The sequence below is a fragment of the Maribellus mangrovi genome, assembly GCF_037646455.1.
Taxonomy (GTDB): domain Bacteria; phylum Bacteroidota; class Bacteroidia; order Bacteroidales; family Prolixibacteraceae; genus Draconibacterium; species Draconibacterium mangrovi_A.
In genome coordinates, this window is record NZ_JBBIXN010000001.1 from 1000330 (window position 1) to 1018486 (window position 18157).

An 18157-nucleotide genomic window follows, 5' to 3' on the forward strand; every position below is an offset into this window, starting at 1 on the left:
TACGTCTTTCATTTAAGAGTCCCAGCCGTTCTCATCCGGAAAAACATTAAAAAACTTAATTGCCGATCGCGGTTCTGCCATCATTTCCGCTACGGTTTCGCGCCATTTCTTGTAATGTCCAGTTTCCTTGTGCCGGGCCGGATCGTCGGCGGTTCGATACACTTCAACCAGTACAAATTTTGAAGGATCATCTTGTTGCTGAACGACATCGAAACGAGCTATTCCGGGTTCCCTGACGCTATTCCGGGCATTTTCGAGCGTGGCGTTTTTAAAAGCTTCTACACTTTCTGCTTTAACGCGTACAAAAACATGAACGATAAACATAGTCGTATTTTATGGTTTGAATTTCAGGGAAAAGCTTCTGCAGTTTTAATTTTTGTATCAAAGCTCTCCGTTTTATTTTTTCCTCTCTTACAAATTTGAAAAATATTTTTCGAAACCTTCCAACCTTTTCCAACTATCTTCGTCATAACTTCGGATAAGCAAACAAAAAGAACGGTACTACCATAACTTTACGAAAGACAAAAACAGGATTTGGAGGTCATTTATAACCAAAGCGAACTTAAACTGGTAAAGCGCTGCAAGAACGGAGATGCGAAGGCGCAATACAGACTGTACAAACTTTATTCGAAAGGAATGTACAACATTGCGGTGCGCATGACCAACAACCAGAGCCTGGCCGAGGATGTGCTGCAGGATGCTTTCATAAAAGCTTTTTCGGAATTGCATAAATTGAAGAACGAGAAAGCTTTTGGAGGCTGGTTGAAACGGATTGTAATTAATAAGTGTATTGATGTTTCGCGAACAGGTAAAATGCTATACACAGACATGGAAACGTTGAACGACAGCGATCACTATGTTGCCGAAGAAGTAAACGAAGATGTGGAACCGGAACTGATCCATGAACTGATAAAAAAGCTTCCCGAAGGAGCACGGCAAATTCTGGTTCTAAGGGCGCTGGAAGGATATAAACATGCTGAGATTGGAGAAAAACTGGGCATTACAGAATCAACATCCAAGACCCAGTTTTTCAGGGCAAAACAGTTGCTCGCGAAAATGATTAACGAGAACAGCTATGAAAAAAGATCTGGAAAAAATATTGCAGGAAAAGCGACTAAAGCTTGATGTAGAAGAACCTGAAAGCGACCTTATATGGGAAGGAATCCGTAGCGGCTTATCGCAAAGACGCGGTTTGCCTGACTGGTTCTGGAAAGTGGCAGCCATTGTCATTTTTGCCGTTTCGGCCACCTATTTTGTAGTTAACGAAACCTCGAAAAAGGAAACAGTAATCTACACACTCTCCGATATTTCGAGCGATCTCGGGAAACAGGAAAAAGAATTAAAACAGCAGGTAGCCTATAAGTGGGAAGCGGTGAAACCAGAACTTCCGGCGGATAATCCTGAGGTACAGTTTCTGCTCGAACAGATGGATCAAATGGACACGATTTACGCCAACTACCAACGAGACCTGAACCGCACACTCGACAATGAACCGGTGATACATGTCATGCTCGACTACTACGAGAAAAAAATAAAAATACTTAACCGCTTATTGATGGAAATCGAAAAACAAAAGTACCATGAAGAAACTATTACACTTTAAATCAACACTGATTGCTGCTTTTTTGCTGATATCGGCAGCAACTTTGGCACAAGACTATGAAACCACCAAAACGCTTACCAAATCAACCACAGTACCCGGAGATGTAAACATCGAAATGGCGAACCATTCGGGCGATATAAAATTCATTTTGTCCAACTCGAAAAGTGTTAGTATAAAAACCACGGTAAATGTAAATGCCAGAAGCGAATCGGATGCCCAAAAATTATTGGAGGCGATCGACGATTTTGAGTTCGATCTTCGCGGCAACCGGCTGGAGATTGATACCCGTTTTTACCGGAACATAAATTCAGTAAACAACCGGTCGACCATTACACTGAATAACGGCGACAAAATTAAACTGAAAGATTTTTCCATCAGTCACGAAATCAGCATTCCCGAGGCGGCAAATATCAACCTTCAGAATAAGTACAGCAATGTGAGCCTGCCAACCTTAAAGGGAACGGCAAAACTGAATCTCTATAACAGCAAATTATATGCTAAAGATTTTGAATCGGTGCTGGAACTGGAAACCAAATACTCGAAAATATATGCTTCAGATTTTAAAGCTGAAACTAAACTCCAACTTTACGATACCGATCTTGAATTTGATTCGGCCGGAGAACTGGAAGTAGAAAGCAAATACTCGCGGCTTGAAGGCGAAAAAGCACAAAAACTCACCATCAACTCGTATGATGACAAAATATTCATCGATGAATTTGTACTGCTGAAACTGGAAGCAAAATACTCGGACTTGGAGTCGGATGCAACCCTTGACAGTGTAAAACTAAATCTTTACGACTGTAATCTGAAGATCAACTCAGCCAAAGAAGTGAGCTTCACCGGGAAATATTCTGAACTAAAACTCGGTGATGTAAAAAACCTGGAAATTGGAGATTCATATGACAACGACCTGTACCTGAAAAAATCGCATTTCGTTAGAATTACCCAAAGTAAATACAGCAGCTACAGCATGTCGACAAATACCAACTTCGAGCTTATCGGTTACGACGATGATGTTAGTATCGACAAACTAAATGACGATTTCGAAGGCCTAACGTTCGACTGCAAATACGGAAAACTGCAGGTTAATTCGGGCGGTATTCCTGTTCGTATCGATCTGGCGATGAAACACGGGAAAGTGGATTTGCCAAATTCGATTGAAACAACAAAACACATCGAAAAAAACAGCGAACTTGAAATTATGGCCGGCACAAACGGTGGAATAATATTAGTACGTGGCTACGATAATACAATTCATATCAAATAAAATCAAATACAGTTTATACTGAAAGTGGGTGAAGGTCATAGTGCTCTACAGCCACTTTTTTCGTTTGAAATAGATGAACAATCCACCTCCGAGGATGAGTATGGCAATCCAGAAAATGAGGTAGGAATATTTATAACCTAGCTCGGGCATGTGTTCGAAGTTCATGCCATAAATTCCGGCCACAAAAGTGAGCGGTATAAACACCGAAGCAAAAATGGTAAGTGTTTTCATCACTTCATTCATTTTATTGCTCATGTTGGTGTTATAAATGTTCAACTGGTCAGAAAGCATATTGTTGTATAACTCAAGCGTATCGGTACATTGGGCAACCAGATCGAACAGGTCGCGCAGGAATTGCTGGTTCTTCTCCTGAATAAATGAATCCTCTTCTTTATTCAGCATGAGAAGGAATTCACGTACCGGCCGGATGGATTTCCGTAAATAATTCAGTTCAGTTTTAAACCGGTAGATTTCTTCCACCATGCCCGAGTCCATATTCCGGAACAGGCGATCTTCCATCTCTTCGATTTTACTACCAATACTTTCGATCAAACCGGTATAATAATCAACAATGGTATCCATTAAGGCATACGCCAGGTAATCATTCCCATTGTGTCGCAAACGTCCTTTTCCCTTTCTAATACGCTCACGGACCGGATTAAAAAAGTCACCTACTCTTTCCTGCAAGGTCAGCACATAGTTTTCACCCAGAACAATGCTGATCTGCTCGGCGTGTATGCGGTTCGATTTTTCTTCCGCCTGCAACATTTTTATAATAAAGGCATCGTAAGTTTCACCATTTTCGTATTTGGGCGGCTGGTCGGTATTCAAAATATCTTCGAGAAGAAGAGCCGGCAGGTTGAATTCGGTGCCCAGGTCCTGGATCATTTCCAGGTCATGAATTCCATAAATATTTATCCAGGTTACGGCGTCTTTTTTAAACTCTGTCCTGGCGTCTTTTATCGAAGCAACTTCTTTTTCAACCAGTTCATCCTTGTCAAATTTCATGACCTGGATGATCGGTTTATCCATCTTCTGCCTGCCAATCAGTATCAACGAACCGGGAGCAGTACCTTTGGCTTTTGAGCGGTCTTTTAAAAATCGTGCCATGAAAATTCTTTTTCCTAAATATACGATTTAGGAAATTCTATCGCAATACAGAAGAGGATTTCAAAGAGAATTACTTCTGCCTGAAGTAGATCTGAATGGGCACCCCCGTGAAGTTAAAATTATCGCGCAACTGGTTCTCGATGTAACGTTTATACGGCTCTTTTATGTATTGCGGCAAATTAGCAAACAAAGCAAAAGCCGGTGTGGGTGATGGCAACTGGGTGCAATATTTAATTTTTATGAATTTCCCTTTTACCGAAGGTGGACCATACTCTTCAATGGCTTCGAGCAATACTTCATTTAACTCCGAAGTTTTAACACGCTGCTTCCGGTTTTTATGAACTTCGATGGCTACCTCGAGTGCTTTGTGAACACGCTGTTTGGTTAAGGCTGAAATAAATATGATCGGAACATCAACAAACGGAGCAAGACGGTTTTTGATTTGCTCGGTAAACTTTTTTGTGCTCTGCGTATCTTTATCAATCAAATCCCATTTATTAACCAGAATAACTACCCCTTTTTTGTTTTTGATGATCAGGTTAAAAATATTCATATCCTGTGCCTCAACACCGCGCGTGGCATCGATCATCAGCAGGCACACATCCGAACTCTCGATGGTACGCACAGAACGCAGAACGGAATAAAACTCCAGGTCTTCGCTTACCTTTCCCTTTTTTCGTAAACCGGCCGTATCAACGATCATAAAGTCGTGACCAAATTTATTGTAACGCGTATGAATTGAGTCGCGTGTGGTTCCGGCTACTTCGGTTACAATGTTCCGGTCTTCGCCAATCAAGGCATTTATGAACGACGATTTTCCAACATTGGGGCGTCCTACCACCGACAAGTACGGCAGTTCGTGTTCCTCATCCACTCCGGGCACCTTCGGGAGTTTTGCTACCAAAGCATCAAGCATATCGCCGGTTCCGCTGCCGGTCATCGACGAGATACAGTAGATCTCCCCAAGTCCCAGGCCGTAAAATTCCTGGGCATCCAGTATTCTGGCATGGTTATCAACTTTGTTCACGACTAAAATTACCTCTTTACTGCTGCGACGCAGAATTTCTGCAATGGCGTCATCTAAATCGGTGATGCCCGATTCTACATCCACTAGAAATACAATAACATCGGCCTCATCAATGGCGAGGTGAACCTGTTTATTTATCTCAGCTTCAAAAACATCGTCCGAATTTACTACGTAACCACCTGTGTCGATCACCGAAAATTCAGTGCCTGACCATTCGGCTTTTCCGTAGTTACGATCGCGCGTTACTCCGGCTGTTTCATCAACAATGGCTTTACGCTGTTCTATTAATCGATTAAAAAGTGTTGATTTTCCTACGTTTGGCCGTCCTACTATTGCTATTATTTTGCTGCTCATTTCTTTCTTGTTGTTAAGGGCTAAAGCCCGGTGTTTTGTGGCATCTTTGCACCCGAGGTAAAATCGGGCTTATACAAACTACCTTAATTTCTGTGTGCTAAATTCTTTCTGTTCTGAATCCGGATCACATGGCATCGTAACCAAACTTTTTGAGCTGGCCATCTTTTTCGCGCCAGTCTTTGGCTACTTTTACGTACAGTTCCAGAAAGATCTTTTTCCCAAAGAATTCCTCCGCATCTTTACGGGCTTCCGTTCCTACTTTTTTAAGCATTTTTCCCTGGTGCCCAATAATGATTCCTTTCTGGCTGTCGCGCGCTACATGAATTACCGTACGAACATTGATCAGCTTTTCAGCTTCCTTAAATTCCTCCACCTCTACTTCAACGGCATAAGGAATTTCTTTCTGATAGCTCAGCAATATTTTCTCGCGGATAATTTCCTGGAGGAAAAAACGCTCGTTTCGGTCGGTCAGTTCATCTTTTGGGAAGAATGGCGGACTTTCGGGCAACAATTCAATAATGCGGTCAAAAATGGGTTCGATGTTGAATTTTTCCCGCGCCGAAACGGGAAAAATAGTAGCCCCCGGAAAAGTATTGCTCCAGTGGTCGTACAATTTCATCACATCTTCCTGATTCGAGAGATCGATCTTGTTGATTAATACAATCACAGGCATATTCGATTTTCTCACTTTTTCGATGTATTCCGGATTTTTGTCGGGCTTTTCCACTACGTCTGTCACAAACAAAATTACATCCGCATCAATTAATGCCGAATCAACGAACTTCATCATCGTTTCCTGAAGTTTGTAACTTGGTTTCAGAATTCCCGGCGTATCGGAATAAACAATCTGAAAATCATCGCCACTAACAATGCCTTTTATGCGGTGGCGGGTTGTTTGCATTTTCTGGGTAATAATGGAGATCTTCTCTCCAACGAGTGCGTTCATGATCGTGGATTTCCCAACGTTGGGATTTCCAACAATATTCACAAAGCCAGCTTTATGTGCCATCTTTCTATTTTTAGGTGTTCCTTCCCTTTCGGGAATTCTATATTATAACTCAGTTCCCGAATACTTATCTTCGGGATCAGTCCGACCTGATATTTTAAATCCTTAAAATATAGTCTTATTGACTTAAAAATAAGCGCAAAGATAATTGTTTTGAATGATTTTCAGAACAGCGGGAAAAAAGGATAAAAATAAAAGTAGCTCAGGCCCGGATTCCCGGCACCATCACTGCTTGAAACCTTTGATATCAGCGCATATTTTCGTATATTAAAGATTACGCCAATAAATTTTAAAAAATCATCGATCATGAATTCCATAAAAACTTTAGATAGCATTGCCATAACTGTACATGCTCACCGAATTCTAAGAAAACTTTTAGATGAAAATCCGATTCTGGAAAAAATAATGCGCAATGCAGCAACGCTCGATGAAGCGCTTCAGGGCACCCGAAACTGGATTCTGCCGAGGCTGCATCAAAATCCGGCAGCAGAAAAGTTTTATTACAACACAAACAATACTTCAGGACTCTACAAGAAATTAAAATGGAGCGACTACGCGGTGATTCGCATACTCGATTACATTGATCATGCCGGAGAAGCTTATCCCGACCAAAATATTCATGGTGAACTGGCGGTTACCGATCCGATAAAAATGTTGTGGTTAGCCATTAATTTTGGAATTGGCGGCGCTAAACCCGGATTTTTCATCGACATGCTTCAACTTTTCCGGCAGTTTAACGGAAGCTATCGGAGAATACCGCCCAAAGAAACCACTGTGATACACTGGATGAACAAATACCCTTCAGGAATCGATGAGAAAGTCATTCAACTTCGTAAGGAAAATAAGGAGCGAATTATTCGTCTGCTGATGAAAAAAATTGACGAAAAGGAAATCACCAGCACAAAATATTCTTTTTCGGAAGAAATGGGCGATGCCGAAAAACGAGAGAAAATGGAAGAATGGTGGAATGATCATCACTTTCACTTAAGATTTGCAGTTCGTTCGCCGGAAATGCTGAATGAAATGCTTGATTTCTCTCTCGATCCGGACACCATGAAAATATTATATGCTGCACGCGATAAAGGCATTCCTTTCTTTGTAAATCCATACTACCTGTCGTTACTGAATATACACACTCCCGAATTTGCTGTTGGTGCCGACCTGGCCATTCGTTGTTACGTAGTTTACAGCCAGCAACTGGTCGACGAATTTGGACAGATTGTAGCCTGGGAAAAAGAGGACAAAACAGAACCCGGCAAACCCAACGCAGCAGGCTGGATACTGCCTTCACACAACATTCATCGGCGTTATCCCGAAGTAGCTATTTTTATCCCCGATACTGTGGGAAGGGCCTGTGGCGGACTCTGCGCCAGCTGTCAGCGCATGTATGATTTTCAGCGGGGTCGTTTAAATTTCAACCTCGAAAAACTAAAACCCGAAAAGTCGTGGAAAGAACGACTACCCGAGTTGCTGAATTATTTTAGATACGATTCGCAGTTGCGCGACATTTTGCTTACAGGTGGCGATGCATTGATGAGCAGCGACAAAAACCTGGAACATATGTTGGATGAAATTTATAATATGGCTGTGAAGAAAAAAGAAGATAATCTTGAGCGACCTGATTCGGGTAAATATGCCGAGATGGTGCGGGTAAGAATAGGTACCCGTTTACCTGCCTATTTGCCTCAGCGAATAACACCGGCACTCGGAAAAATTCTTTCGGAATTCAAACAAAAAGCATCTAAAATCGGGATCAAACAATTTGTGATTCAAACACATATTGAATCGCCAATGGAAGTCACCCCCGAAACCCGAAGAGCTGTACAGGTGTTACTGAATTCGGGATGGGCAGTAACCAACCAGCTTGTTTTTACAGCCGCTGCCTCACGCCGCGGACACACCGCCAAACTCAGGCAGGTGTTGAACGACATTGGTGTTTTAACCTACTATACCTTCACCGTAAAAGGATTTAAGGAGAACAGCGCCACTTTTTCGCCCAATGCACGGGCGGTTCAGGAAGCCAAAGAGGAAAAAGAACTTGGGAAAATCCCTGAGAAAGAGCACGCGCTTATGGAATCGCTGATGCACGATTCAAAAAAAATAAAAGAAAAGACAGCTCGCTTAAGAAATGCCTACAACCTGCCGTTCTTAGCTACCGACAGAAATATTCTGAATCTTCCGGGGGTTGGGAAAAGTTTGACTTTCAGAACCATTGGTATAACGCGGTACGGTAGGCGCATTTTGCAATTTGAGCACGATCGCACCCGAAACCACAGCCCCATCATTAACAAAATGGGTAAAGTGATCATTATTGAATCAAAATCGATCGAGGAATTTTTGGATCAGTTGGAAGAAATGGGAGAAGACCGAACTGAATACAAAAGTATTTATGGTTATTCCATTGGGCAAACCGAACCCCGGATGCCTATGTATGAATACCCGAGTTATGAATTTGAAGTGGCCAAGGAACTTACCAACCTGGAAATCTGATTTACTGATTTTCTTTGATGTACTTTATTACATAAGGAATAATTCAGTCTGCCGGTTCATCATCTAAACAATGCTGGCTTTACAAATCCAAATCCTGAATTAATTCCGCACTCAATGTACCGGAAGCAATTTCACGAACTTCGCCTGTCATGCGGATTTCCCAGTCTTCGTCGATTTCGATGTGCAATGTTCCGCCGGGCATTTTTATCGTAAGGTCACGCTCGCTCAGTCCTCGTTTCAATACCGTGGCAGCTACAGCACACGACGAACTTCCTGATGCCAGAGTCCAGCCGGCACCTCGCTCCCAAATCATAATCTCCACTTCAGTGGGCGAAATTACTTTTGCAAATTGGACATTAATACGTCTGGGAAACAAGGGATGATTTTCAATATCCGAACCATAGGTTTTAACTTCAGCTTCATTCAGGTCATCAACTAAAATCACGCAATGCGGATTACCAACCGACACACAGTTGATGTAAAAAGTTTGATCATGCAATGGTAGCGGTTCGTCAATGCATTCGGGCTTTTCAATATTCACCGGAATTTTTTCGGCATCGAAAATGGCTTTGCCCATATCCACTTTAATCATATAAGCTTTCCCCTCGCGCTCCTCCATAATTTCGGCACGAACCAGGCCGCCCGGTGTTTCTATGCTAAAACTTTTTGCTGTTGTAAAACCGTGATCGTACAAATATTTTGAAAAAATACGCAGCCCGTTTCCGCTTTTCTCAGCTTCCGAACCATCCGGATTTAAAATACGCAGCCCGAAGTCGGCTTTTTCTGACGGCACTTTTAACAGTATTCCATCAGAACCAATACCAAAATGTACATCGGAAATGCGAATAATGGCTGCTTCCGTGAGTTTAAAAGTTATGTTTTCGTGATCGAGAACAATGTAATCGTTTCCCAGTCCGTGTGATTTTACAAAGAAGTTTTGCATGATCTAAAGTGTTTACCTACAAAAATACCAAACCAAACCGATTTACGGGATTTCATCACAAAATCTTTTTAAAACTGATACTCGTTTCTCAATTTTACCTCACACAATTTTGCGACCGGTAATTCTACCAGAATCAAGGAATACGTTAAAACTAAATATTTTGAAAACCTAAGTGTGTGTATTCAAAATCCAGACATACCGGCACGATTTCCATTCTTTAAAAAAATCTAAATAAAAATAGTACAGCAAGCTTTCAAAAAGCAGGAACTTTTAATTTGTTATCTTTGCGCCTCTACTATATTGACACAAAAATAACAGACAAATATGGCACTTATTAACGAAAGTTACCTCAAACTGCAAGCCGGGTATTTATTCCCTGAAATTGGAAGAAGAGTCAGTGAATTTATGGCTGAAAACCCGGATAAAAAAGTAATAAAAATGGGTATTGGCGATGTTACCCAGCCACTGGTTCCTTCAGTAGTAAAAGCCTTTCACGAAGGCGTAGACGAAATGGCCAAAAGCGAAAGCTTTAAAGGTTACGGTCCCGAGCAGGGTTATGCTTTTTTACGCGAAGCCATTGCTGCAAATTCGTACCAGGCAAACGGCGTTGATATTTCGGCTGACGAAATTTTTATCTCCGACGGATCGAAATGTGACACCGGAAATATTCAGGAAATTTTTGGCAACGAGAATAAAATAGCCATTTGCGATCCGGTTTATCCGGTTTACGCCGACACTACGGTAATGAGCGGAAAAACAGGAAGCTGCCAGGCCAATGGTTATTACGACGGCATCATTTATATGCCTTGTACAAAAGAGAATGGTTTCATTCCTGAATTGCCGACAGAAACGCCCGACCTGATTTTCCTGTGCTACCCGAATAATCCAACGGGAACGGTAGCCAGCAAAGAGGAACTGAAAAAGTGGGTAGATTACGCCACCGAAAACAAGGCCATTATTTTATACGATGCCGCTTACGAAGCCTTTATTACCGAAGATGGCATACCACATTCGATTTACGAAATTGAAGGCGCTAAAAAAGTGGCCATCGAATTCCGAAGTTTCTCGAAAACAGCCGGATTTACCGGAACACGCTGTGCATTTACAGTAATTCCCGAAGAATTGGTTGCCTACGACAAAAACGGAAAAGAATACCCGGTAAAACCTTTGTGGAACCGCCGCCAATCGACCAAATTCAACGGAGTTTCGTACCCGGTACAGAAAGCTGCCGCTTCTATTTTCACCGAAGAAGGCAAAAAAGAAGTAGCCAATGTGATTGCTTACTACCTTGAGAATGCCAAAATTATGCGCGAGAGCCTCGCCGAAATTGGTTACGAAGTTTTTGGCGGAGTTAACGCACCGTATGTTTGGGTGAAGACCAAAAACGGAATGACCTCATGGGATTTCTTCGATAAAGTACTGAACGAAGCCAACGTTGTTGGTACTCCCGGTTCAGGATTCGGTCCGGCGGGAGAAGGTTACTTCCGCTTTTCAGCATTTGCCGACAGGGAAAATGTGCTGGAAGCCATGGAACGTGTAAAAAATCTGAAGTAGCGAAAAACAGATATAAAGTAAAGCCGGTTTGTCGATTGACGGACCGGCTTTTTTTATTTTACTTCTTCATTCACAATTCTTTGTTTGACCCTACTTCCCGGATAAACTTTTAGAGCCTCCTCTAAAATTTTTAGCGACTTGGCAAGATCTTCTTTTTTCAGGACATAGGCAATCCTTACTTCATCCATTCCGCGGTCCGATCCGGTATAAAATCCCGAAGCCGGGGCCAGAAAAATCGTCTGGTTTTCGTAATGAAAATTGGATAGTAACCATTCGCAGAATTTATCGGCATTGTCGACGGGCAAACGTGCTACAGTATAAAATGCACCCATGGGAATTGGAGAATAAACTCCATCAATGCGATTCAATCCGTCGATGAGGAATTTGCGGCGGTTAACGTATTCGTTGTAGTTGTTCAGCATGTAGTCCGGATCGGCATCCAGCGAAGCTTCAGCGGCAATTTGCCCAATAAGTGGCGGGCTCAGCCGTGCCTGACAGAACTTGATCACATTCTTCTTGACGGCTTCATTTTTGGTGATCAGCGCGCCTATTCTAAGTCCACATTCGCTGTAGCGTTTCGAAACCGAATCAACCAACACTACGTTTTGCTCAATTCCTTCCAGATGGAACGCCGAAATATAAGGAGCTCCGGTATAACAAAACTCGCGATACACTTCATCGGAAAATAAATACAGATCGTATTTTTTAACCAGGTCACGAATTTTATTCATTTCCTGCTGCGTATACAAATATCCGGTGGGATTATTCGGATTGCAAATCATGATCCCTTTAGTTTTCGGGCTGATCAGTTTTTCGAATTCTTCAACCGGCGGCAACGAGAAACCTTCTTCAATATTGGCCGCAATGGCCTTAATTTTTGCTCCTGCAACAATCGCAAAAGCTTCGTAGTTGGCATATGCCGGCTCAGGAACAATGATCTCATCGCCCGGATCGAGGCAACTCATAAAAGCAAAAGTAACCGCCTCGCTTCCTCCCGATGTAATTATGATATCGCTGGCATCAACATTAATGTCGAACCGGTGGTAATACTCGGCTAATTTTTCCCTGAAAGATGTAATACCTTCACTTGGTGTATATTCCAGAATGGTTCTGTCGATATTTTTTATGGCTGCTAATGCCTCCGGAGGAGTTGGTAAATCGGGCTGTCCGATATTTAAGTGAAAAACATTAATCCCCTTGTCCTTAGCTTTCTGAGCTAAGGGAGCCAGTTTTCTGATTGGCGAATCTGGCATTATCCGTCCCCTGTCTGATACTGTCGGCATGTTGTAAAATATAAAATAGTTGAGCAAATATAAGTTTAACAATCTGAAATCAAGAATGATCATTTTTTTTCATTTTCAAATATTATTGAATTGTTAACTTCCAATTTTTTATTATTACAGACTCTGTTCAATTCACCCGCGAATAACGCCGTTTTCCATAATATTTGTCATATTTTAGTCAGTTGGAGAGGTCTATTTTTGACTTGAAATATAACACCAAAAACTTTTACAATGATAATAGGAGTACCAACAGAAATTAAGAACAATGAAAACAGAATAGCTCTTACTCCTGCAGGAGCAGCCGAACTGGTAAAACGTGGTCACCAGGTTTATGTGCAAGCCGGCGGTGGCAACGGAAGTGGATTCCATGATGAAAATTACATAGCAGCCGGAGCTCGGATGCTACCCACCATCGAAGATGTTTATGGCATCGCTGAAATGATTATCAAAGTAAAAGAACCGATTGAGCCGGAATATAAACTTATTAAGAAGGGACAGATACTTTACACGTATTTTCACTTTGCCTCGGGCGAAGCACTGACGAATGCCATGATCGAGAACAAATCGGTTTGCCTGGCTTACGAAACCGTTGAATTGCCTGACCGCTCGCTGCCTTTGCTTGTTCCAATGAGCGAAGTAGCCGGCCGCATGTCGGTTCAGGAAGGTGCCAAGTACCTCGAAAAAACTTTTGGTGGTTATGGCGTTCTGCTTGGTGGTGTACCGGGTGTTACTCCGGCCAAAGTATTGATTATTGGTGGAGGTATTGTGGGTACTGAAGCAGCAAAAATGGCTGCCGGACTGGGTGCCGATGTTACCATTATGGATGTTAGTTTGCCGCGTTTGCGTTATCTCGATGATATTATGCCGGCCAATGTCAAAACCATGATGAGCAACGAATTCAACATTCGTGAAATGGTAAAATCACACGACCTGATTATTGGCGCCGTTCTTATACCCGGAGCAAAAGCGCCCCACCTGGTTACCAAAGACATGTTGAAAACCATGAAACCGGGTACTGTATTGGTCGACGTGGCGGTTGACCAGGGCGGATGTTTCGAAACAACCACTGCTACGACACATGCCGATCCGACATTTGTGATCGATGATGTTCTGCATTACTGTGTGGCCAATATGCCGGGAGCCGTACCTCGCACTTCAACCATCGCATTAACAAATGCAACCTTACCTTTTGCCATTCAAATTGCCGAAAAAGGGTGGAAGCAGGCTTGTATCGACAGCGAACCGCTGCGCAAAGGATTAAATGTTGTAGACGGTAAAGTCGTTTACAAAGGTGTTGCCGAAGCTTTCGACCTTCCTTATCAGGAAGTAGATTCGGTGTTGTAAGAAAAACCTAATCCTATATTATATCAAAAGGCCTTTCCTTTATATCAGGGAAAGGCCTTTTTACTTTTCCAGCTAAAAAAAGATTATTGTATATTTAATCCGCAAATGCAAAGATAATGGGCAAAACCAGGGAGCGACTTTACGAAATAATTTTTGAAGCCGATACACCAGCGGGAAAATTCTTTGATGTAGCTCTGTTGGTGGTCATTTTGCTTAGCGTGGCACTTGTGATGCTCGAAAGCGTTCCTGCAATTCGAACAAATTATCGCCCCATTTTACGCATACTTGAGTGGGTAATTACCGGAATTTTCACTGTAGAATACCTGCTACGTATAATCATTGTCCGAAAACCTCTGCGCTATATTTTCAGTTTTTACGGTATCATCGACTTTCTCTCAGTCATTCCTACTTACCTTGGGCTTTTTATTATTGGGTCGCATCACCTGGTGGTTATACGTATACTTCGCATGTTGCGTATTTTCCGGATATTAAAGCTTACCCGCTACACGCAGGCCGGCCGAACGCTGGCAAAAGCACTCTGGGCCAGCCGCGAAAAAATCAGTGTGTTCATCTTTTTTGTAATTGTGCTGGTAGTTGTAATTGGCACTATAATGTACATTATTGAGGGTGAGGCTCACGGCTTTACAAGCATTCCGCGAGGGATTTACTGGGCGATTGTAACCTTAACAACTGTGGGCTATGGCGACATTAGTCCTCAAACTTCACTGGGGCAATTCATGGCCAGCATTGTCATGATAATGGGGTATGCCATTATTGCTGTTCCAACCGGAATTGTAACTGCCGAGATTATAAATCCTTCTTACAAAGGAAATACCCAGGTTTGCCCCAGTTGCCTACACGACAAACACGACGACGACGCGAAATTCTGTAAGAAATGCGGGGCAAAGATCAACCCGTAATAATGCTATCACCTTTAGTGAGATAGATAATTCCCATTGAAATTTCGTTAACAACATCTAAACATTTGTGGATATCTAAATGTATCATTTCTGAAACACCTTTTTGTGAATTTCTATTTTTGTCAGAACTAGTCATCACCCGACTAAAAGAATTTAACTATGAGGCAGTATCTTGATTTATTGGAGACGATTTTGGAGAAGGGAACAAAAAAAGAAGACCGTACTGGAACAGGAACAATCAGCCGTTTTGGTCATCAGCTACGTTTTGATTTAAGCGAAGGATTCCCGATGGTAACCACAAAAAAACTTCATTTAAAATCGATTATTTACGAATTGCTCTGGTTTTTAAAAGGCGACACCAATGTCAGGTACCTTCAGGATAACGGCGTCAGGATCTGGAACGAATGGGCCGACGATGATGGTAACCTGGGGCATATTTACGGCTACCAGTGGCGCAGCTGGCCAACTCCCGATGGAAAACACATCGATCAGATCAGCCAGGTGCTGGAATCTATTCAAAATAATCCGGATTCGCGGCGGCACATTGTAAGTGCCTGGAACGTTGGCGAACTGGACAAAATGAACCTGCCTCCGTGCCACATTCTATTCCAATTTTATGTAGCCGACGGAAAACTTTCGTGCCAGCTTTACCAGCGAAGCGCCGATGTTTTTCTAGGCGTTCCGTTCAACGTTGCATCGTATGCCTTACTGACTATGATGATGGCACAAGTAACCAGACTTCAGCCCGGCGATTTTGTACACACCTTTGGCGATGTACATATCTACACCAACCATATCGAACAAGTAAAACTTCAGCTTACCCGCGAACCTTATCCACTGCCAACCATGAAAATAAATCCGGATGTGAAGAGTATTTTCGATTTTAAATTCGAAGATTTTGAGTTAGTGAATTACCATTCGCACCCGCATATTAAAGGAATTGTTGCAGTTTAAAAATTCAAGAATGATCCATAAAAACATTTCGATTATCGTTGCCATTGCCGAGAATTTTGCCATCGGTAAAAACAACGATCTGCTGTTTCATTTGCCGAACGACCTGAAACGTTTCAAGGAAATTACCTCGGGTCACACAATCATCATGGGAAGAAACACGCTTCTATCATTACCCAAATGGCCCTTACCAAATCGTCGGCACATTGTTATTACTGACAAAAAAGACGATGTTTTCCCGGGCTGCGAAACGGTTTTCTCGATAAATGAAGCCATTGAAAAGGTAAAAGGTGAAGATGAAGCCTTTATTATTGGAGGTGGAATGATCTACCGTCAGTTTTATCCGGTAGCCGGGAAATTGTACCTCACACTTGTGCATCAGCCTTTCGAGGCCGATGTTTATTTCCCCGAGATCGACTATTCGGAATGGAAAGAGGCCGCACGCAAAGATTTTCACGATGAAAAGAACAACTTTGATTATTCTTACTTAGATTTGGTTCGCAAATAGTTCGTAAACGTCTCCGTTTTGCCGGGACGAACCAAAAATATTCGAAAAATGACAAGACACATTTTCACCGCATTACTGATTTTATGTGGTGCGTTTTTAAGTTCAGCACAACAGCCGCTGATCGAGCTTCGTTATGAAGAGAATTATACCCCCACTTACAGCGAGGTGATTGAAATGTACCGTGTACTCGACGAAAATTATGAAAATGCCCAACTTGTCGAAAGAGGCACGACGGACATCGGCAAACCTTTGCACACTTTTATTATCAATTCCGAACCTGAATTCGATCCGCAGACCATAAAAAATCAGGGAAAATCAGTATTGCTGATCAACAACGGTATTCATCCGGGTGAGCCCGAAGGAATTGACGCCAGCCTGCAATTCGCCGACGATATTCTGCGCAATAAAAACGGAATGAAAAGCTGGCTCGAAAATACGGTGATCGTTATTGTTCCGGTCTACAACATTGGTGGTCATTTAAACCGGGGGCCATATAACAGGGCCAACCAGGCCACGCCTTACGAAACAGGTTTTCGCGGAAATGCCAAAAATCTCGATCTGAACCGTGACTTCACCAAATGCGATTCAAAAAACGCACTTTCATTCAATCGTATTTTTCAGGAATGGGATCCGGATGTTTTCCTGGATACGCACACCACGAACGGTTCCGATCATCAATACAGTATCACCTGGATCACTCCTTTTCCCGATTATTTTCCACCTACCCAGGAAGAGTTTCTTCGCAAGCAGATGATCCCCGATATTTTCGAAAAAATGGATGCAGGCAATTACAAACTTACGCCTTATGTAAACTGGATCTTTCACGATCCTTCGTCCGGAATTTTGCTCTGGCAGGATGCTCCGCGTTATTCATCGGGCTACGCCAGTTTATTTAACAGCTATGGGATGATGACCGAAAATCACGTGTACAAACATTTCCCCGATCGAGTAAAATCGTGTTATCAGTTCATAACAACGCTTGCTGATTTCACTTCAGAAAATTCAAAAGAAATTATTGCCAGCCGCAAGCACGGAAACGAAGAACTACTGGCCATGAAAACTTATCCGCTGACCTACGAAGTGGACACCACACACTACACCACATTTACTTTCGACGGTTACGGAACCAGCAACGAAGTGATTGACAAGGTTACCGGGCTGCCACGCTTTGGCTACGACCGCTCGAAACCTTATTCAAAAGAAATCCGCTATTACGATGTTTACACTACTCTGAATGAAATCAAAATTCCGGAATACTATGTGTTGCCTCAGGCCTGGACTGAGGTTATTGAGCGATTAAAATTGAACGGCGTTGAATTCAGAACACTGGAGGAAGATCAGGTGCTGGAAGTTGAAGTGGATTACATTGATGAATACGACAGTGCAAAACGGCCTTACAACGGACATTATTTCCATAATAATGTCAGTACGCACCAGGAAATTCAAAACATACAGTATTACGCCGGCGATCTGCTTGTTCCGGTGCGTCAGCAAAAAATGAAATACCTGCTTGAAATGCTCGAGCCCAAAGCTATGGATTCCTTTTTCCGCTGGAACTTCTTTGATTCGGTACTTGACCAGCGGGAATATTTTTCGCCATATGGTTTTGAAGAAAATGCATTGAAATACCTGAATGATCATCCGGTATTCAAAAAAGAATTTGAAGCCAAACGTGCTGACGATCCGGAATTTGCAAAGAACCACCGGGCCCAGTTAACCTATATTTATAACAATACCGAATGGGCCGAGAAGACTTTTAAACGTTATCCGGTTGCCCGGATTTATTAGTGACAGCTG

At 42.5% G+C, this 18157-nt stretch carries 16 protein-coding genes; 10 read left to right on the forward strand and 6 right to left on the reverse strand.

The features are described 5' to 3' along the window. Positions 1 to 12: 12 nt before the first annotated feature. Positions 13 to 324: a putative quinol monooxygenase gene (locus WFY05_RS03790; protein ID WP_340111393.1), complete on the reverse strand. Its 312-nt coding sequence runs from the start codon at positions 322 to 324 to the stop codon at positions 13 to 15. Between the two features lie 210 nt (positions 325 to 534). Here WFY05_RS03790 and WFY05_RS03795 point away from each other — a divergent pair, with 210 nt between their 5' ends. Genes WFY05_RS03795 through WFY05_RS03805 form a run of 3 tightly spaced genes read left to right on the forward strand, consistent with a single transcriptional unit; the run spans position 535 to position 2870 of the window. Further along, positions 535 to 1125: an RNA polymerase sigma factor gene (locus tag WFY05_RS03795; protein WP_340111394.1), complete on the forward strand. Its 591-nt coding sequence runs from the start codon at positions 535 to 537 to the stop codon at positions 1123 to 1125. After that, positions 1076 to 1603, forward strand: coding sequence for a hypothetical protein (locus WFY05_RS03800; protein ID WP_340111395.1), 528 nt, complete (start codon positions 1076 to 1078; stop codon positions 1601 to 1603). Before WFY05_RS03795 ends, WFY05_RS03800 begins: the two co-directional genes overlap by 50 nt. Beyond that, a complete protein-coding gene (locus WFY05_RS03805) occupies positions 1581 to 2870 on the forward strand; it encodes a hypothetical protein (protein WP_340111396.1) in 1290 nt (429 codons plus the stop codon). Before WFY05_RS03800 ends, WFY05_RS03805 begins: the two co-directional genes overlap by 23 nt. 45 nt (positions 2871 to 2915) lie before the next feature. On the opposite strand, the gene corA is transcribed toward WFY05_RS03805, so the two are convergent. The 3 genes from corA to era form a co-directional block, all read right to left on the reverse strand. After that, positions 2916 to 3980: a magnesium/cobalt transporter CorA gene (gene corA / locus WFY05_RS03810; RefSeq protein WP_340111397.1), complete on the reverse strand. Its 1065-nt coding sequence runs from the start codon at positions 3978 to 3980 to the stop codon at positions 2916 to 2918. 70 nt (positions 3981 to 4050) lie between these two features. Continuing rightward, entirely contained in the window at positions 4051 to 5361 is a 1311-nt protein-coding gene (der, locus tag WFY05_RS03815; RefSeq protein ID WP_340111398.1) for a ribosome biogenesis GTPase Der, read from the reverse strand. Positions 5362 to 5485: 124 nt separating this feature from the next. After that, positions 5486 to 6370, reverse strand: a complete 885-nt coding sequence (era, locus tag WFY05_RS03820) for a GTPase Era (RefSeq protein WP_340111399.1) — start codon at positions 6368 to 6370, stop codon at positions 5486 to 5488. A gap of 303 nt (positions 6371 to 6673) precedes the next feature. On the opposite strand from era, the gene WFY05_RS03825 reads away from it, so the two are divergent. After that, positions 6674 to 8857: a KamA family radical SAM protein gene (locus WFY05_RS03825; protein ID WP_340111400.1), complete on the forward strand. Its 2184-nt coding sequence runs from the start codon at positions 6674 to 6676 to the stop codon at positions 8855 to 8857. Between the two features lie 79 nt (positions 8858 to 8936). Here the strand turns inward: WFY05_RS03825 and dapF are convergent, their stop codons facing one another. After that, the gene (dapF, locus tag WFY05_RS03830) at positions 8937 to 9800 is read right to left on the reverse strand and encodes a diaminopimelate epimerase (protein WP_340111401.1); all 864 of its coding nucleotides are present in this window, start codon (positions 9798 to 9800) and stop codon (positions 8937 to 8939) included. 324 nt (positions 9801 to 10124) lie between these two features. Between dapF and WFY05_RS03835 the strand changes: the two genes are divergently transcribed. Continuing rightward, complete coding sequence (locus tag WFY05_RS03835) at positions 10125 to 11354, forward strand: LL-diaminopimelate aminotransferase (RefSeq protein ID WP_340111402.1); 1230 nt, start codon at positions 10125 to 10127, stop codon at positions 11352 to 11354. Between the two features lie 53 nt (positions 11355 to 11407). Here the strand turns inward: WFY05_RS03835 and WFY05_RS03840 are convergent, their stop codons facing one another. Beyond that, entirely contained in the window at positions 11408 to 12637 is a 1230-nt protein-coding gene (locus WFY05_RS03840; protein ID WP_340111403.1) for a pyridoxal phosphate-dependent aminotransferase, read from the reverse strand. A gap of 231 nt (positions 12638 to 12868) precedes the next feature. On the opposite strand from WFY05_RS03840, the gene ald reads away from it, so the two are divergent. The 5 genes from ald (at position 12869) to WFY05_RS03865 (ending at position 18148) form a co-directional block, all read left to right on the forward strand. Then, complete coding sequence (gene ald / locus WFY05_RS03845) at positions 12869 to 13981, forward strand: alanine dehydrogenase (protein ID WP_340111404.1); 1113 nt, start codon at positions 12869 to 12871, stop codon at positions 13979 to 13981. A 116-nt stretch (positions 13982 to 14097) separates the two neighbouring features. After that, the gene (locus tag WFY05_RS03850; protein ID WP_340111405.1) at positions 14098 to 14901 is read left to right on the forward strand and encodes an ion transporter; all 804 of its coding nucleotides are present in this window, start codon (positions 14098 to 14100) and stop codon (positions 14899 to 14901) included. A gap of 159 nt (positions 14902 to 15060) precedes the next feature. Beyond that, positions 15061 to 15855 (forward strand): thymidylate synthase, encoded by a 795-nt coding sequence (locus tag WFY05_RS03855; RefSeq protein ID WP_340111406.1) that lies wholly within the window; start codon positions 15061 to 15063, stop codon positions 15853 to 15855. Between the two features lie 10 nt (positions 15856 to 15865). Next, positions 15866 to 16360 carry a dihydrofolate reductase gene (locus tag WFY05_RS03860; RefSeq protein WP_340111407.1) on the forward strand — a complete coding sequence of 165 codons (495 nt, stop codon included), beginning with the start codon at positions 15866 to 15868 and terminating at the stop codon, positions 16358 to 16360. Between the two features lie 48 nt (positions 16361 to 16408). Then, positions 16409 to 18148 (forward strand): M14 family zinc carboxypeptidase, encoded by a 1740-nt coding sequence (locus tag WFY05_RS03865; protein WP_340111408.1) that lies wholly within the window; start codon positions 16409 to 16411, stop codon positions 18146 to 18148. Positions 18149 to 18157 lie beyond the last annotated feature (9 nt).

Coding starts and splice junctions, on each gene's coding strand:
- WFY05_RS03825 (WP_340111400.1), top strand. CDS start 6,674: ATGAATTCCATAAAAACTTTAGATAGCATTGCCATAACTGTACATGCT.
- ald (WP_340111404.1), top strand. CDS start 12,869: ATGATAATAGGAGTACCAACAGAAATTAAGAACAATGAAAACAGAATA.
- WFY05_RS03805 (WP_340111396.1), top strand. CDS start 1,581: ATGAAGAAACTATTACACTTTAAATCAACACTGATTGCTGCTTTTTTG.
- corA (WP_340111397.1), bottom strand. CDS start 3,980: ATGGCACGATTTTTAAAAGACCGCTCAAAAGCCAAAGGTACTGCTCCC.
- WFY05_RS03855 (WP_340111406.1), top strand. CDS start 15,061: ATGAGGCAGTATCTTGATTTATTGGAGACGATTTTGGAGAAGGGAACA.
- WFY05_RS03850 (WP_340111405.1), top strand. CDS start 14,098: ATGGGCAAAACCAGGGAGCGACTTTACGAAATAATTTTTGAAGCCGAT.
- WFY05_RS03860 (WP_340111407.1), top strand. CDS start 15,866: ATGATCCATAAAAACATTTCGATTATCGTTGCCATTGCCGAGAATTTT.
- WFY05_RS03835 (WP_340111402.1), top strand. CDS start 10,125: ATGGCACTTATTAACGAAAGTTACCTCAAACTGCAAGCCGGGTATTTA.
- era (WP_340111399.1), bottom strand. CDS start 6,370: ATGGCACATAAAGCTGGCTTTGTGAATATTGTTGGAAATCCCAACGTT.
- WFY05_RS03840 (WP_340111403.1), bottom strand. CDS start 12,637: ATGCCGACAGTATCAGACAGGGGACGGATAATGCCAGATTCGCCAATC.
- WFY05_RS03865 (WP_340111408.1), top strand. CDS start 16,409: ATGACAAGACACATTTTCACCGCATTACTGATTTTATGTGGTGCGTTT.
- der (WP_340111398.1), bottom strand. CDS start 5,361: ATGAGCAGCAAAATAATAGCAATAGTAGGACGGCCAAACGTAGGAAAA.
- WFY05_RS03800 (WP_340111395.1), top strand. CDS start 1,076: ATGAAAAAAGATCTGGAAAAAATATTGCAGGAAAAGCGACTAAAGCTT.
- dapF (WP_340111401.1), bottom strand. CDS start 9,800: ATGCAAAACTTCTTTGTAAAATCACACGGACTGGGAAACGATTACATT.
- WFY05_RS03790 (WP_340111393.1), bottom strand. CDS start 324: ATGTTTATCGTTCATGTTTTTGTACGCGTTAAAGCAGAAAGTGTAGAA.